We start from the raw sequence: 15,600 nt of genomic DNA, 5'->3' as shown, positions 1-15,600 counted from the left end.
TCTCCTCTGAAATCACGGGATCTCGGGCGGTCACAGGGCCTCGGGCGGTCACAGGGTCCCGGGCGGTCACAGGGCCTCCTCGCGTCCGAACAGGCCGGCGGGGCGCCACAGCAGCACGGCGGCCATCAGGATGAACACCAGCGTCTGCGACAGCGACGGGACGTAGTAGTTGCCGAGGGCCGAGACGAGCCCGACCGCGAACCCGGCGGCGACCGAGCCGAACACCGAGCCGAGGCCGCCGATCACGACCACCGCGAACACCGTGATGATCAGGTCGGAGCCCATCAGCGGGTTGACCGCCCGCATCGGCGCGGCGAGCACGCCGGCGAACGCGGCGAGCGCGATGCCGAACCCGAACACCGGCGTCACCCAGCGGGCGACGTCGATGCCGAGGGCCCGCGACAGCTCGGGCCGCTCGGTCGCCGCCCGGACGATCATGCCGACGCGGGTGCGGGTCAGCACCACCCACACGACCCCGCACACCAGCACCGACACCGCCAGCACGAACACCTGGTACTTCGGGTAGGTGAACAGGCCGAGGTCGATCGACCCGTCCAGCAGGGACGGGCGCCGATAGGGCTGCGACTGCACCCCGTACTTGCGCTTCACCAGGTCCTGGAGGATCAGCGCGAGCCCGAAGGTGAACAGGAAGTTGTAGAGCGGGTCCAGCGGCGCGAGCCGGTGGATGAACAGCCGCTCCAGCAGCACGCCCGCGATCCCGAGGACGACGGGCACGATCAGCAGCGCGAACCAGAAGTCCACGCCGAACGAGTCGAGCAGCACGAAGGAGCCGAACGCGCCGAGCATGTAGAACGCGCCGTGCGCGAAGTTGACCACGCCCAGCATCCCGAAGATGACGGCCAGGCCGAGGGCGAGCAGGGCGTAGAACGCCCCGCCCACCAGCCCGTTGAACGCCTGTTGCAGCACGTCGCGGCCCGCCTAGAGGGAGCAGGACGGGTCGGGCTGCTGGAACGCCTCCGCCGCCGGGATCGTGCTGAGGATCTTCTCGTAGTCCCAGGGCTCCTTGACCTCGCTCTTGGGCTTGACCTGGGCGACGTAGGCGTCGTGGGTGAGCAGGTGGTCCTCGGCGCGGATCGTACCGGTGGAGGTGAACATGTCGTTGACCTTGGCGCCTTCGAGCTGCTTCACCACGTCGTCGGACTTGTCGGTGCCGCCGCGCTGCACGCCCTCCAGGTACTGGAGCGCCGCCGAATAGTCGGCCGCCTGCACGGCCGTCGGCCGGGTGCCGGTCTTGGCCTTGAACTTGTCGGCCCAGGCGCGGTTGCCCTCGTTGGCGTTCCAGTACCAGAAGTCGGTGAAGCGCGTCCCGGCGAGGGCGTCGGAGCCGAGCGAGTGGATGTCGGTGAGGAACATCAGTCCCACGGCGAGGTCCACGCCCTTGTCGTGCAGCTTGTACTCGTTGTACTGCTTGACCAGGTTGACGAGGTCACCGCCGGCCTGCATGGCGCCGAGCACCTGCGGCTTGGGCTTCAGGCCCGGCGCCTTCAGCAGGAACGTGGAGAAGTTGTCGTTGGGGAACGGCGTCGGGTCGCTCTTCACGACGCTGCCGCCGGCGCCCTTGATGGCCGTCGTGAACGTCTTCTGCATGTCCTGCCCGAACGCGTAGTCCGGGTAGACGATGTACCAGTTCTTACCGCCGTCCTTGGTGACGCCGGTGCCCGTGCCGTGGGCCAGCATGTAGCTGTTGTAGCCGTAGTGGAAGGTGTACTTGTTGCACTGCTTGCCTTCCAGCTCGGTCGTCGCGCCTCCGACGTCGATGAACACCTTCTTCTTGTTCTTGGCGACGGTGGCGACGGCGAGCGCGGCGGACGAGGTGGGCACGTCCAGGATCAGGTCGGCCTGCTTGCGGTCGTAGAGCTCCTGGGCCTTGGAGTTGGCGACCTCGGGCTTGTTCTGGTGGTCGGCGGAGATGACCTCGATCTTGTCGGTGACGGCCTTGTCGCCGTACTTGGCCTTGAAATCGGCGACGGCCATCTTCACCGCCTCGACGGCGTTCTTGCCCGACAGGTCGGCGTACACGCCGGACTGGTCGGTCAGCACCGCCAGCACGATCTTGTCGTCGCTGATCTTGCCCCCGCCCCCGCCGGGTCCGCCCGCGCAGCCGGCCAGCAGCGCTCCGGCGGTCGCGAGCGCGGCCGAGCGTCCGAGAACTCTCATCGGGGTCTCCCTATATTCCGAGGTACTGGAGGAGTTCGCTCTCGCGGGCGCGGACCTCGTCGTTGTCCATGGACTCGACGATCCGGCCCTCGGCGAGCAGGTGGTGGCGGTCGGCGACGGTCGCGGCGAAGTGCACGTTCTGCTCGATGAGCAGGACGGTCACCCCGGCCGCCTTGACCTCGCGGAGGATGTCGCCGATCTGCTGGACGATCAGCGGCGACAGGCCCTCGGTGGGCTCGTCGCAAAGGAGCAGGCGGGCGCCGGTCCGCAGCACGCGGGCGAGCGCGAGCATCTGCTGCTCGCCGCCCGACAGCTTCGTCCCGGGGAAGCGGCGGCGCTCCCGCAGGCGCGGGAAGGTCTCGTACACCCGGTCCAGCGACCACGGGTCGGGACCCATCGCGGGCGGCAGGGTGAGGTTCTCCTCCACCGAGAGCGTCGCGAAGATCCCGCGGTCGTCGGGGACGTACCCGAGGCCGCGGCGGGCGCGCTTGTGCGGGCTCATCGAGGAGATGTCCTCGTCCAGGAAGCGGACCGTTCCGGACGCGCCCTTGTGCAGCCCCATCAGGGAGCGCAGGAGCGTGGTCTTGCCGGCGCCGTTGCGTCCGACGAGGGTGACGATCTCCCCCTCGTCGACGTGCAGCGACACCTCGCGCAGGGCCTGGGCCTCGCCGTACCAGGCGGACAGTCCGTCAATGCGCAGCATTGGAGTCTCCGAGGTAGGCGGTGACGACGCGGGGGTCGTGGCGGATCTCGGCGTAGGGGCCCTCCACGAGGACCTGGCCGTGCTGGAGGACGGTGACCCGGTCGGCGAGGCTGGAGACGACGCTCATGTTGTGCTCGACCATGACCACGGTCCGCCCGTCCCGCACCTTCTTGATGAGGTCGACGGTGCGGCCGACGTCCTCGACGCCCATGCCGGCGGTCGGCTCGTCCAGCAGCAGCACCTTCGGGTCCAGCGCGAGGGCCAGCGCCAGTTCGAGGGCGCGCTTGCGGCCGTACGCCAGGGATCCGGCCGGCACGTCCGCGTGCCCGTCCAGCCCGACCTGCCCGAGCAGCTCGGCGGCGCGGTCGGAGTGGCGGTCGAGGGCCTTGTCCGACCGCCAGAACCGCCAGCCGAGGCCCGTCCGCCCGGCGAGCGCGAGCTCGACGTGCTGGCGCGGGGTCAGCTCCGCGAACAGGCTCGTGATCTGGAAGGACCTGGCGAGGCCGAGCTTCGCGATCAGCTCCGGGCGCCGCCCGGCCAGCTCGTGCGCGCCGAGCCGCACGCTGCCCGCGGTCGGCTTCAGGAATCCGGTCAGCAGGTTGAACAGCGTGGTCTTGCCGGCGCCGTTCGGCCCCACCAGCGCGTGGACGGACCCTTCGGCGATGTCGAGGTCCACCCCGTCCACGGCCCTGAAGCCGCGGAACTCCCTGACCAGGCCGCGCGCCGCCAGCACCGGGGCCTTTCGGTCCGGGTCGCCCATGCGCCCTCCTCGCGCTCGTCGTGGACGGCCCGAACCACACTCGGGCCGCCGTGACCGGGAACGCTAGGTGGGACCCGCGGACCGGACCATGTGACCGGGGCCCACATTCGGACGGCCTGATACGGGTGTGAGCCACATCACGCGCAGGTCACGACCACGGGCACATGGCGGCTTCGCCGGATATGTGGGCGGTCCACGTGGCAGCGGTCACAAGCGGCGCCCACCATGGCTGGCACCTGACATCCGTCCCGAGGAGCCGGAATGCCGATCGTCCGCCCCGCCCTTACCGCTGGCACCGCCCTTACCGCCGGCACCGTGGCCGGCGCCCTCACCGCGGCCCTGGCCTTTCCCCTGGCCGCGCACGCGCAGGCCCCGCAGGCCGGCGCGCGGCAGAGCCCAGGCTGCGCGTCCGGGCTCGCGGTGCCGGGAGCGGAGAAGCAGGCGGCCGCCTGCCTCGACGACCTCACGACCGCCGGGACGGTCGGCTCCGGCCACACCGTCCCCGCCGACTGGGCCGGGCTGCACGCCGCGGGCACGCGCAACCCGTCGGGCGTCCCGGGCATCCAGCTGGACGGCTACTTCCCGGACACCTCGACGTTCAACACCAACAACGGCTGGAACCACGACGCCCAGTTCGTCATCCGCCTGCCCGAGCGCTGGAACGGCGGGCTCGTCGTCGCCGGCTCGCCCGGCAACCGGCGCCAGTACGCCAACGACTTCACCATCTCCGACTGGGCGCTCGCCAAGGGCTACGCCTACGCCGCGACGGACAAGGGCAACAGCGGCATCGAGTTCTACAAGGACGGCCGCCGCCCAGGCGACGCCGTCGTGGAGTGGAACGACCGGGTGACGCAGCTGACGCGGGCCGCCAAGAAGGTCGTGGCGCAGCGCTACGGCCGGACTCCTCGCCGCACCTACGCGGCGGGCATCTCCAACGGCGGCTACCTCGTCCGGTGGCAGCTGGAGAACCGCCCGGAGCTGTACGACGGCGGGATCGACGCGGAAGGCACGCTCTGGCGCGCCGACGGCCCCAACCTGTTCACCTACCTGCCGAAGATCCTGCGCGCCTACCCGTCCTACGCGGCCACCGGCGACCCGTCCGCGCACGAGGCGCTCCTGAACGCCGGTCTCGCCCCGGGCTCGGAGTTCCTCTGGCCGTTCCACAACCAGGTCTATTGGGAGCTCACCCAGCGCATCTACCGCCAAGAGTTCGACCCGGCCTACACCGGAGAGGAGGCCGACTACAACTACGCCGCACGTCCGAAGGAGGTCCGCCGTGCCGTCGCCCGCGTGGCGCTCACGGGCAGGATCCGCAAGCCCCTGATCACCCTGCACGGCACCTACGACTCGCTCCTGCCCATCACCACCGACTCCGACGTCTACGCGAAACTCGTCCGCGCCAAGGGGAAGGCGCCCTACCGCTACTACCGCCTGGAGGCCGCCAACCACGTCGACGGCCTCTACGACTCCTTCCCCGACCGCCTGCGCCCGCTCCTGCCCTGCATGCGCACGGCCTTCACGGCCATGGAGTCCCGGACGCAGAACGGCACCACCCCACCGAAGAGCGCCACGCTCCCCCGCCCCACGTCGGGCGACCCCGTGAACACCTGCTCCCTCAGCTAGGGGAACACCCCTATTTATTGCGTTTTCTCCTCCTTCGGGCCTTGGCGGCCCTCCACCGTCGATAAACGCGGGCGATCGCTGGCATCGCTCCGACTCGCCTTGCGGCTCGCTGCGCGATCAGGGTCTCGCTTCGCTCGCCCCTGCCCTCGGACGCGATCGCAACCTTGAGGTCGTCGCGTGGTTGCGGCGAGGGCTGGGCTCCGGTGCTTCGGGCCGCGTTTCGTCCCGTCTCCACTTCGGGATGGCCTCCGCCGTGCAGGCTGATGGTGGCGCTGCACGGATGCCAGCAGGGGCGCGGCGTCGTCGCGAACACGTTCGCGACGAAGACCTACCTCAACGAGTACGCCGACACCAACGGCATGATCGTCCTGTATCCGCAGGCCACCGCGTCCAGCTGGCTGGGCGGCAACCCCCAGGGCTGCTGGAACTGGTGGGGCTACGGCGGCGACACCGCCTACGACATGAAGGGCGGCAAGCAGATCGAGACCATCATGCGCATGGTCCACGCCTCGGCGGCTGACGTCTCACAGGTCGAGTTCGCCGCGTTTCACCCGGGCCAGAAAAGCGGCGAACTCGGCCCCTCCGAAACAGAAAACCGCTCCGCCCGGCGCCTTGGAATCACGGACGAACACGACCGGATCCGGGCTGCCGACCGCGGCGCGCGCCGCCAGTTCGACGCATTCGTCAGCGGAGGCACTGCGGGTGCTCTTTCGCCATGCGAGGGCGGCACCATGAGACGTCGTCGTCATTAACGGAGATTCACTGTTCTTCTAGTATTCCCTGGCGATGCGGTCGATGAGGTCACGCGAGGCGGTCTCGTCGAGCGCATTGCCGCAGATTTTCTCGAACGCATTCGTATAACGAAAGACCTGACGTTCGTCCTCGATGATGAGACTACCGCCCATCTGCTCGATGTAAACGATATCCGGGTACTCGGGCTCCTGGAATCTCAGAATGCTGAAGTCCGTGAGACCGCCAGGGTAGCCGTTGTCGAAAGGAATGACCAGAATTCTCACATTCGACAGCTTCCCGACCTCCAGCAGGTACTCCAACTGGCCCCGCATCACCTCATCGCCGGCGATCCGGCGGCGCAGCGCGCCCTCGTCCAGGACGGCGAAGAGCTCCATCGCCTCCAGGGACCGCAGCCGGGCCTGCCGCTTCAACCGGATCTCCACCTGCCGGTCGACCTCGCCGGGAGACAGCGCGGGGACGTTGGCCATCATGCAGGCCCGGGTGTAGTCGGCCGTCTGCAGCAGCCCGTGGATGATCGCCACCCGGTAGGACTGCATCGCCTGCGCGTCGGCCTCCAGGCCGATGAAGGCGGCGTAGCGCTCCCCGAGCGTGTCGCCGTAGGTCTCCCACCAGCCGCGTTCGCGCGCCGCCCTGGCCAGCTTGATGTAGCGCTCCACCGCGGGTTCGTCCACCCCGTAGAAGGCGAGCAGGCGCTGCAGGTCCGCGACGGTGATCAGCGTGTAGGCGGTCTCGATCCGGGAGACCTTGGCCGTCGACCAGTTCATCTCCGCGGCGACCTGGTCGATCGTCACTCCGGCGCGGGTGCGCAGGCCGCGCAGCTCGCGGGCGAGCTGCCGGGCTCGCACGGACGGCGACTGGCGCACCGCCATGTCCTCCTCCTGAGAACTCTCGGCCTGAAAACACTCGTGCACGGATTCAAGAAACCCTACATGCAACCTTGCATGAATGCTTGCGGGCGCGCAACATGTGAAGCGGGGGCAGTGGGCGCGTCGGCCATGACCGAAGGCAGGGGTGTGATGAGAACCGGGGTACCACGATCGCCAGGCCGCACACCGGAGTAGCGGATGAGCGGTGCAGCGACGAACACGGCGGCGACGAGCACGGCGCCGGACCCGGCGGACACGCCGTTCACCGTGCCGGTGACCGACCGACTGACATACCACTTCCTCATCGCGGTCGACGTCGAGGGTTTCAGCAGGCTGAGCACGGCGCAGCAGAAGCAGGTCCAGCTGGATCTGCACGAGGTGCTGGAGACCGCGGCGGCCGCGGCCGGTCTCGACCGGCGCACCTGGTTACGGCAGGTCGGCGGGGACGGCGAGATGGCGATCCTTCCCCCCGACACCGACGGGCTGCTGGTGCTCGTGTCCTATCCGCGCGCCCTGGCCGCCGCGCTCGCCGGGCTCAACCGGGAGCGCACGCCGCCGATCAGGCTGCGGGTGGCGATGCACCACGGCCCCCTGTCGGGCGGGCTGTTCGGGGCGGTGGGCCGCGCGCCGATCGTCGTCGCCCGGCTCCTCGACTCCCAGGAGCTCCGGGACGAGCTGCGGGCCGATCCCGTCCGCGAGATGGCCCTGATCGTCTCCTCCTCCCTCTACAGCGACATCGTCGAGACCGGTTTCGAGGGCCTGGCCCCCGAGGAGTTCCATCCCGTGGAGATCACCGCCAAGGGCGCCTCCTTCCCCGGGCACATCCACCGGGGACCTCGCTGATCGTCAGAGTTTCGAGCGCGTCCAGGTGAGGAGGTCGTCGACGGCAAGCGTGTTGACGATCCGGGACGCGGGGACGCCGCACCGGGCGGCTCGCTCGCAGCCGAACGGCTGCCAGTCGAGCTGCCCGGGCGCGTGGGCGTCGGAGTCGACGGAGAACCGGCAGCCCGCCTCGACCGCCAGGCGCAGCAGGCGCTTCGGCGGGTCGAGGCGCTCCGGGCGCGAGTTGATCTCGACGGCGACGTCGTAGGCGGCGCAGGCGTCGAAGACGAGGGCGGCGTCGAACTCCGACTCCGGGCGCAGGCCGCCGCGCTTGCCGCCGGCCTTCACGATGCGCCCCGTACAGTGGCCGAGGACGTTCACGCGCGGGTTCGCGATCGCGGCGACCATCCGCTTGGTCATGGCGACGCGGTCCATGCGGAGCTTGGAGTGGACGCTGGCGACGACGACGTCCAGGCGGTCGAGCAGGTCGGGCTCCTGGTCGAGGGCGCCGTCCTCCAGGATGTCGACCTCGATGCCCGTCAGGATGCGGAAGGGCGCCAGGGACTCGTTGAGCTCGGCCACGACGTCGAGCTGGCGGCGCAGGCGGTCGGCGGACAAGCCGTTGGCGACCTTCAGGCGCGGCGAGTGGTCGGTGAGCGCGAGGTACTCGTGGCCCAAAAAGCGGGCGGTCTCGGCCATCTCCAGGATCGGGGACCCGCCGTCCGACCAGTCGCTGTGGGTGTGCAGGTCGCCCTTCAGCGCGGAGCGGAGCGCGGCCGTGGCCTCGTCCAGCGGCTCGCCCTCGGTGGCCTCCAGTCGCCGCAGGTAGACAGGGGTCTCGCCGCGCAGCGCCTCTTCGACCACCAGGGCGGTGACCTTGCCGATGCCGGGCAGCGCGGTGAGCGTCCCGTCGCGGGCGCGGTCGGCCAGCTCGTCCGGGGCCGTCTCCTCCACGCGGTCGGCGGCGGTGCGGAAGGCCCGCACGCGGTAGGTCGGCTCGTGGGCGCGCTCCAGAAGGAACGCGATGCGGCGCAGCGCTTCGACGGGCTCCACCCCTCGCACCGTACCCAGGTATGACCCGGCACGTCCCACCCCGGTGTCATCCGAGTGAGACCGGGGCTCCCTAGCCTGGTCCCCATGGCGGGCGAGAACCTCACACTGCGCGGCGTCCTGCGGGACGTGCTGCTCGCCGCCGCCGTGACCGGCAGGGCGGACCCGGCCCCGCTGAACCGGCCGTGGCCGCTGCTGCTGCGCTGGACGCGGTACATCGGCGTCGGGCGGCTGCCGTACGGGCTGGTGACGAACCTGTTCGGACTGGCCCTCACCGTCGGGCTCGTCGCCGGGACGGTGTCGCTGCTGTCCACCGAGACGCTGCGGCGCGGCATCTACGTGTCCGACGGGACGAAGCTGTTCATCGCCGTGGCGGTGACGGCGCCGCTGGCGCTGCGCGACCGGCATCCGCTCGGCGCGTGGCGGCTGAGCTTCCTGGCGATGGCGCTGATCGACGTCGACGGCTGGCTGACCGTCCCCTTCGTCCCGGCGGGCTCGGTCGCGGCGCTCGTGGCCGTGTACACGGTCGCGGTGCGCTGCTCGCGCGACATCACGCTGGGCGTCGGGCTCATCTCGTTCGCCGGGCTGTGGATCAAGGCCCCGGAGACCGGGCCCGGGGCGTCGGTGCTGCTCCTGCTGGCGCTCACGGTGGGCTATGCCGTCCGGGTCCGGCAGACGTCCCGGCGCGAGCTGGCCGAGCAGGAGAAGCGGCACCAGGACGCCGAGGCTGTGCTGACCGAGCGGCAGCGGATCGCTCGGGAGCTGCACGACGTCGTCGCCCACCACATGTCGATGATCGCGATCCAGGCGGAGGCGGCGCCGTACAAGGTGGAGTCCGTCCCGGACGAGACGCGCCGCGACCTCGCCGAGATCCGCGCGACCGCGCTGGACGCGCTGACGGAGCTGCGCCGCGTCCTCGGCGTCCTGCGCGCGGAGGACGGCGCAGAGACCGCACCGCAGCCCAGCCTGGCGCGCCTGGACGAGCTGGTCGGCAACGCGCGCGGCGCCGGCCTGCGCGTCGAGACGCGACTGAGCGGCGACCTCGCCGGGCTTCCCCCCGGCGTCGGGCTCACCGCCTACCGGATCCTCCAGGAGGCGCTGAGCAACGCCATGCGGCACGCGCCCGGTTCCCGGGTCGAGGTCGAAGTGTCCTGTGATGACGGCGCTTCCGGTGATGGCGGCGCTTCCGGTGATGGCGGCGTAGTGTTGCTCGGCGTCGTCAACGGCCCGCCCGCCGGGGGCCGAGGCTCCGTGCCGCCCCTTCCGGGCGGCGGCCACGGGCTGGTCGGGATGCGGGAGCGGGCCGCCGCGCTGGGCGGCGAGCTCACCGCCCGCCCCACCCCCGAGGGAGGATTCGCCGTGACCGCATCGCTGCCGGTGAAGGCGCGGGAAGCGACGTGACGATCCGGGTCGTGATCGTCGACGACCAGGGCATGGTGCGCACCGGCTTCGGCGTGCTGCTGAACGCCCAGCCCGACATCGAGGTCGCGGGCGAGGCCGCCGACGGCGCCGAGGGCCTGCGCCGCATCGCGGAGCTGCGTCCCGACGTGGTGCTGATGGACGTCCGGATGCCGGTGATGGACGGCCTGGAGGCGACCCGCCGGCTCCTCGCGGACGCCGGGGAGGACGCCCCGAAGGTCCTCATGCTGACGACGTTCGACCTCGACGACTACGTCTACGAGGCGCTGCGGGCGGGAGCCAGCGGGTTCCTGCTCAAGGACGCGTCCGCGACCGAGCTGTCCGACGCGGTGCGGGTGGTGGCGGCGGGCGACGCGCTGCTGTCCCCGTCGGTCACGCGGCGGCTCATCGCGGAGTTCTCCCGGCTCGGCGGCCCCCGCGCGCCGTCCCGCAAGCGGCTGGAGCAGCTGACCCAGCGGGAGACCGAGGTGCTCGCGCTGGTGGCGCGCGGGCTGTCCAACGGCGAGATCGCGGGGCGGCTCGTCGTCGCCGAGCAGACCGTCAAGACCCACTTCGGGCGGATCCTGATGAAGCTCGGGCTGCGGGACCGCCCGCAGGCGATCGTCTACGCCTACGAGGTGGGGCTGGTGCGGCCCGGCGACTGACGCCCGGCCGCCGTCGTCATACCTGGGGCGCAGTCGTCATACCGGGGGCGCACGGCGCGGGACGGCACCGCGGGCCGATGTGCTCTTGTACGTCCGATTTCTACCTTCCTGATCAGTGCTCCACTCCACTGACCAGGAAGGACGCGCGGGATGCCCAGCGTTCGCAGGACCCTCGCCGTTCGCAGGCCCCTCCCCGTCCGGCGAAGCCTCGCCGCCGTGTCGGTGCTGGCCGCCACCGGCTCGGCGACCGCCGCCGGGCACGCCGAGGTGTACGCGCCGCCGGCCGCGGCGCCCGCCCTGGCGCCGTCCGCCCTCGGCGCCCGCTACGAGACGACCGGCCGGGACATCACCCGCGCGCTGGCCACCGCCAGGCGCGTCCACGACGAGGGGCGGGCGCGGGTCCTGGCCGCCTTCCTGGCGCCTGACCGGCGGTTCCTGTCGTTCGACCCGCGCGGCGACGGGCGCGCTGTGGAGGTCCTGGGCGATCTGGAGCACGCCGACCGGATCGCGGTGGTCGTGCCGGGCGCGGACAACTCGCTGGCCAACTACGACTCGCCCAAGTTCGTCGGCGGCGGCAGCCGGGCGCTCTACCGGCAGGCCCGCGACGCCGCGCCCGGCGCGCGGATCGCCGTCATCGCCTGGCTCGGCTACGACTCGCCCTCGACGCTGAGCACGGGCGCCCTGACGAGCGGAAGCGCCGAGAAGGGCGCGCGCGGTCTCGAACGTCTCCTCACCGGCGTGCACCGCCTGAACGGGAGGGCCCGCTTCGCCCTGCTCTGCCACAGCTACGGCTCGGTGGTCTGCGGCAAGGCCGCGCGGCGGCTCGCGCCCCTGCCGGTGGACGAGATCGCGCTGTTCGGCAGTCCCGGCACCACCGTGCGCCACGTGTCCGGCCTGGGGACGTCCGCCCGCGTGTGGGCGGGCCGGTCCAAGGGCGACTGGGTGCGGTACGTGCCCCACGTCCGCTTCGCCGGGCTCGGCTTCGGGGCCGATCCCGTCACTCCCGGCTTCGGCGCATTGCGCTTCGACGCCGGGACGGGCCCGCACAGCGGCTACCTGAAGCCCGGGTCCCTCGCGCTGCGCAACCTCGCCCTGATCGCCCTCGGCCGCGACGCGGAGGTCACCCATGCCTGAAGCCCAGGCCTACGACCAAGCCCAGGACCGCGAAGAGGCCAAGAACCGCGACGGGGCCGTGGACGCCATGCGTGCCTTCGCGATCCTCGGCGTCGTGCTCGGCCACTGGCTCGTCACCGCGCTCGTCGTGGACGGCACAGGCCACCGGCTGCACGTCACCAGCCCCCTCAAGACGATGCCCGAACTGACTCCCATCTCCTGGGTCCTGCAAACGCTCGCCGTCTTCTTCTTCGTCGGCGGCTACTCGGCGGCCAAGAGCCTGCGTCCCGGCGAGCCCTGGGGCCGCCGCCTGCGGCGGCGCCTGGCGCGCTTCGCGCGGCCCCTGCCGGCTCTGATGATCGTCTGGCTCCCCGTCGCCGCGGTCCTGTCATGGGCCGGGTTCTCGGGGAGCAGCATCCGCGTCCTCGTCGAGCTGGTGCTGAGCCCGCTGTGGTTCCTCTGCGTCTACGTGGTGCTGACGGCGCTCACCCCGCTCATCGCCGCCTCGTGGAACCGGTTCGGGATCGCGGGCGCGGCGGTCCTCGCCGCCGCGACCGCCGGGATCGACCTCGGCCGGTTCGCCCTCGGCGCGCCCGGCTGGACGGGCTGGGCCGCCGTCCTCACCGCCTGGCTCCTGCCGTTCTATCTCGGCATCGGCTGGGCGGACGGAGCGCTGCGGTCCCGCAGGGCCGGGCTCGCCCTGCTGGGCGGGGGCGCCGCGTCGGCCGCGCTCCTCGTCCTGTTCGCCGGATACCCGGCGAGCATGGTCGGCGTCCCCGGCGCCGCCGTCTCCAACCTCAGCCCGCCGACCCTCGCCGCGGTCGCGTTCGGCCTCGCCCAGACGGGCCTGGCCGTCCTGCTGCACGGGCCCCTGACCCGCTGGACGCGGCGCGCAGGGCCCCGGTCGGTGATCGCCGCGGCCAACCGCTCCGCGATGGCGATCTACCTCTGGCACCAGACCGCGATGATCTCCGTGACCGTGGGGGCGCTGCTCGCGTTCGGTAGGCTGAACGGGTTGCACACCGTGCCCGACCAGCCGGAATGGGTCGCCGAGCGGCTCGCCTGGCTGGTCGCCTTCGGTGGCGCGCTCGCCGCCGGCAGAGCGGTGGCCGCCGCCGCCCGGAGGCCGCGGCCGCTCGTGCGCGGCACCGCCCCGGGAACCAACCCGGCCCCCGGCCCGTACATCTCCAGAGGCGTCTCCTGACCCGCCAGGGGGTGAGCCGAACCCGCACCGATCTTCGATGGTAGAAAGGCGACGATGCCGCCGCACCTCACGACGACGACCTCGCCGCGCCCCGGGCGACGGCACGCCCGCCGGCTCCGGCGGGCCACGGCCGCCGCCGCCTCCATCGGAGTGGTGATGCTGACCACCGCGGGGACGGGCCACGCCGACCCCTACGCGGCCCCCGTCGCGGTCCCCAAGATGGCCCCCTCGACGCTGGACGTCCGGTACGCGGCCGAGCGCGGCTCCATCGAGAAGGCCCTCAAGACGGCGGAGAAGGTCGGCGACGCCCCGCGGCAGAAGGCGCTCGGAGGGTTCCTCCAGCCCGGACGCCACTTCCTGTACTTCGACCCGCGCGGCCGGGGCCGGGCCATCGAGGTGATCGGCGACCTCACCCGGGCGCAGCGCGTCGCGGTGCTCGTCCCGGGCGCCGACACCACGCTGTCCTCGTTCGACAAGCGGGGCGGCAAGCCGTGGTCGACGCCGGGCGGGGGCGCCCGCGCCGTCTACGTGCAGGCCCGCGCCGCATCGCCGGAACCCGGGCTGGCGGTCGTCGCCTGGCTCGGCTACGCGGCCCCCAAGACGTTCAGCGGCGACGTCCTCACCAGCGACCGGGCCACCGAAGGCGCCGTCCAGCTCCGCAAGTTCATGAAGGGCGTCCACCAGGTCAACCCCCGCGCGAGCGTGGGCCTCCTCTGCCACAGCTACGGATCCGTGGTCTGCGGACGGGCCGCGTTGGACGGCTCCAACAGCGCCGCCTGGAAGCAGGTCACCGACATCGCCCTCTACGGCAGCCCGGGAACGACCGCCTGGTCGGCGTCCAGGTTCGGCGGGACGGCCCGCGTCTGGGCCGGGCGGGGCGCGACCGACTGGATGGAGGACGTCCCGCACGTGCGGATCTTCGGGCTGGGGCTCGGCCCCGACCCGGTCTCCCGCGGCTTCGGCGCGCGGGTCTTCGACGCCGGGGGCGGCGGCCACAGCGACTACCTCGCACCCGGCTCCGCGTCCCTGCGCAACCTCACCGGCATCGCGCTCGGGCACGCCTCCGAGGTGACCCGCGGCTGACCCGTTTGCTCACTTCCGGCCAGGACACCGCGGGTGTGGTGGCACCCTGGGGTGGTGAACACCGCGAACGACGCCGAGATCCGCGAGCAGACCACCCAGCGCCTGGAGAAGGCGATGGGGACCTTCGGCACCGCGGCGCTGAGCAGCATGGAGGAGCAGCTCCCCTGGTTCCGCCGCATGCCCGCCGACCAGCGCTCCTGGATCGGGCTCGTCGCGCAGGCCGGCATCGCCGCGTTCGTGGAGTGGTTCAAGAGCAACGAGCGGAGCCGCCCGGCCATCGCCGGTGAGGTGTTCGGCACCGCGCCGCGCGAGCTGCTGCGCTCCATCAAGCTCCAGCACACCATCGACATGATCCGCGTCATCATCGACGTGGTGGAGACCCGGCTCGCCGAGCTGGCCGCGCCCGGTGGCGAGGCCCAGCTGCGCGAGGCCATCCTGCGCTACACCCGCGACGTGGCGTTCGGCGCCGCCCAGGTCTACGCCCGCGCCGCCGAGACGCGCGCCGCCTGGGACGCCCGCCTGGAGGCCCTCGTCGTCAACGCGGTGCTGCGCGACGAGGTCGACGACGGCATGCACTCCTGGGCCGCCGCGCTCGGCTGGACCTCCAAGCCCGTCACCGTCATCGCGGGCTTCACCCCGGAGGACGAGGAGCCCGAGGTCACCATCGACCAGATGCAGCTCGCCGCGCGCCGCGCCCGCGCCGACGTGCTCGCCGGCGTCCAGGGGCACCGGGTCGTCGTGATCGTCGGCGGCGACACCGACCCCATGGAGGCCGCCCGCCCGATCGCCGCCAAGTGCGGGCCGGGCCCGGTCGTCGTCGGCCCGCAGGTCGCCGACCTCTACGAGTCCACGAGCTCCGCCCGGGCCGCCGTCGCGGGCCTGCGCGCCGCCGCCGGATGGCCGGACGCGCCCCGTCCCGTCCTCGCCTCGGAGCTCCTGCCCGAGCGCGCCCTCGACGGCGACGACGAGGCGCGCCGCTACCTGGTGGAGAGCGTCTACAACCCGATGCTCGCCGCCGGCGCCCCGCTCCTCGACACGCTCACCACCTACCTCGAGCAGGGCTCCTCCCTGGAGGCCACCGCCCGGCTCCTGTTCGTCCACCCCAACACCGTCCGCTACCGGCTGCGGCGGGTCAGCGAGCTGACCGGCCTCGCCCCCACCGACGGCCGCAACGCCTTCACGCTCCGCATCGCCCTCGTCCTCGGCCGCTTCCACTCCCGCGCCTCCAGGGGCCAGGGGCAGTGACCGGCGTCGCACCGGCGCGTTGGCCGGTGCTTACAGGCGCTCACCAGGGTTCCTTGTAGGGGTCGTACAAAGCGCCAAGACCAAAGTTCGTCGTGATCGGCATCGTGGGCGCGACCACATGACGGCAGGCTGGACGC

General features: G+C 71.9%; 15 protein-coding genes and 1 pseudogene. 9 read left to right on the top strand and 7 right to left on the bottom strand.

From position 1 onward, the window contains the following. Window positions 1–66: 66 nt before the first annotated feature. Genes K4S16_RS28895 through K4S16_RS28880 form a run of 4 tightly spaced genes read right to left on the bottom strand, consistent with a single transcriptional unit; the run spans window position 67 to window position 3,641 of the window. Entirely contained in the window at window positions 67–927 is an 861-nt protein-coding gene (locus tag K4S16_RS28895) for a branched-chain amino acid ABC transporter permease (protein ID WP_149262200.1), read from the bottom strand. 12 nt (window positions 928–939) lie between these two features. After that, a complete protein-coding gene (locus tag K4S16_RS28890; protein WP_149262199.1) occupies window positions 940–2,178 on the bottom strand; it encodes an ABC transporter substrate-binding protein in 1,239 nt (412 codons plus the stop codon). Window positions 2,179–2,188: 10 nt separating this feature from the next. Continuing rightward, on the bottom strand, window positions 2,189–2,881 hold the full coding sequence (locus tag K4S16_RS28885) for an ABC transporter ATP-binding protein (RefSeq protein WP_149262198.1): 693 nt from the start codon (window positions 2,879–2,881) through the stop codon (window positions 2,189–2,191). Next, the gene (locus tag K4S16_RS28880; RefSeq protein WP_149262197.1) at window positions 2,868–3,641 is read right to left on the bottom strand and encodes an ABC transporter ATP-binding protein; all 774 of its coding nucleotides are present in this window, start codon (window positions 3,639–3,641) and stop codon (window positions 2,868–2,870) included. Before K4S16_RS28880 ends, K4S16_RS28885 begins: the two co-directional genes overlap by 14 nt. 261 nt (window positions 3,642–3,902) lie before the next feature. Between K4S16_RS28880 and K4S16_RS28875 the strand changes: the two genes are divergently transcribed. Both K4S16_RS28875 and K4S16_RS45945 read left to right on the top strand, forming a co-directional pair. Continuing rightward, a complete protein-coding gene (locus K4S16_RS28875) occupies window positions 3,903–5,264 on the top strand; it encodes a tannase/feruloyl esterase family alpha/beta hydrolase (protein WP_149262196.1) in 1,362 nt (453 codons plus the stop codon). 263 nt (window positions 5,265–5,527) lie between these two features. Beyond that, window positions 5,528–5,770 (top strand): annotated as a pseudogene (locus tag K4S16_RS45945) (PHB depolymerase family esterase); the annotation flags it as partial. A gap of 18 nt (window positions 5,771–5,788) precedes the next feature. Here K4S16_RS45945 and K4S16_RS28865 read toward each other — a convergent pair. Together K4S16_RS28865 and K4S16_RS28860 are read right to left on the bottom strand one after the other, a co-directional pair. Further along, a complete protein-coding gene (locus K4S16_RS28865; RefSeq protein ID WP_149262418.1) occupies window positions 5,789–6,013 on the bottom strand; it encodes a DUF397 domain-containing protein in 225 nt (74 codons plus the stop codon). Window positions 6,014–6,034: 21 nt separating this feature from the next. Then, complete coding sequence (locus K4S16_RS28860; protein ID WP_149262195.1) at window positions 6,035–6,886, bottom strand: helix-turn-helix transcriptional regulator; 852 nt, start codon at window positions 6,884–6,886, stop codon at window positions 6,035–6,037. A 195-nt stretch (window positions 6,887–7,081) separates the two neighbouring features. On the opposite strand from K4S16_RS28860, the gene K4S16_RS28855 reads away from it, so the two are divergent. Continuing rightward, window positions 7,082–7,726, top strand: a complete 645-nt coding sequence (locus K4S16_RS28855) for a hypothetical protein (RefSeq protein WP_235037131.1) — start codon at window positions 7,082–7,084, stop codon at window positions 7,724–7,726. Between the two features lie 3 nt (window positions 7,727–7,729). Here K4S16_RS28855 and K4S16_RS28850 read toward each other — a convergent pair whose 3' ends face one another. Beyond that, window positions 7,730–8,758, bottom strand: a complete 1,029-nt coding sequence (locus tag K4S16_RS28850) for a PHP domain-containing protein (protein WP_200842180.1) — start codon at window positions 8,756–8,758, stop codon at window positions 7,730–7,732. A gap of 84 nt (window positions 8,759–8,842) precedes the next feature. On the opposite strand from K4S16_RS28850, the gene K4S16_RS28845 reads away from it, so the two are divergent. The 6 genes from K4S16_RS28845 (at window position 8,843) to K4S16_RS28820 (ending at window position 15,463) form a co-directional block, all read left to right on the top strand. Further along, window positions 8,843–10,156, top strand: coding sequence for a sensor histidine kinase (locus K4S16_RS28845; RefSeq protein WP_149262193.1), 1,314 nt, complete (start codon window positions 8,843–8,845; stop codon window positions 10,154–10,156). Next, entirely contained in the window at window positions 10,153–10,818 is a 666-nt protein-coding gene (locus K4S16_RS28840; RefSeq protein WP_149262192.1) for a response regulator transcription factor, read from the top strand. The genes K4S16_RS28845 and K4S16_RS28840 overlap by 4 nt, the downstream gene beginning before the upstream one ends. 150 nt (window positions 10,819–10,968) lie before the next feature. Next, the gene (locus K4S16_RS28835; RefSeq protein WP_149262191.1) at window positions 10,969–11,952 is read left to right on the top strand and encodes an alpha/beta hydrolase; all 984 of its coding nucleotides are present in this window, start codon (window positions 10,969–10,971) and stop codon (window positions 11,950–11,952) included. Beyond that, window positions 11,945–13,135, top strand: a complete 1,191-nt coding sequence (locus K4S16_RS28830; RefSeq protein ID WP_149262190.1) for an acyltransferase — start codon at window positions 11,945–11,947, stop codon at window positions 13,133–13,135. Before K4S16_RS28835 ends, K4S16_RS28830 begins: the two co-directional genes overlap by 8 nt. A 54-nt stretch (window positions 13,136–13,189) precedes the next feature. After that, window positions 13,190–14,218, top strand: a complete 1,029-nt coding sequence (locus tag K4S16_RS28825; protein WP_149262189.1) for an alpha/beta hydrolase — start codon at window positions 13,190–13,192, stop codon at window positions 14,216–14,218. 114 nt (window positions 14,219–14,332) lie between these two features. Then, window positions 14,333–15,463, top strand: a complete 1,131-nt coding sequence (locus tag K4S16_RS28820; RefSeq protein WP_149262416.1) for a helix-turn-helix domain-containing protein — start codon at window positions 14,333–14,335, stop codon at window positions 15,461–15,463. Window positions 15,464–15,600: the final 137 nt, after the last annotated feature.

The organism is Actinomadura sp. K4S16, from assembly GCF_008327685.1.
Taxonomy (GTDB): Bacteria; Actinomycetota; Actinomycetes; order Streptosporangiales; family Streptosporangiaceae; genus Spirillospora.
This window is presented reverse-complemented; position numbering and strand designations above follow the sequence as displayed.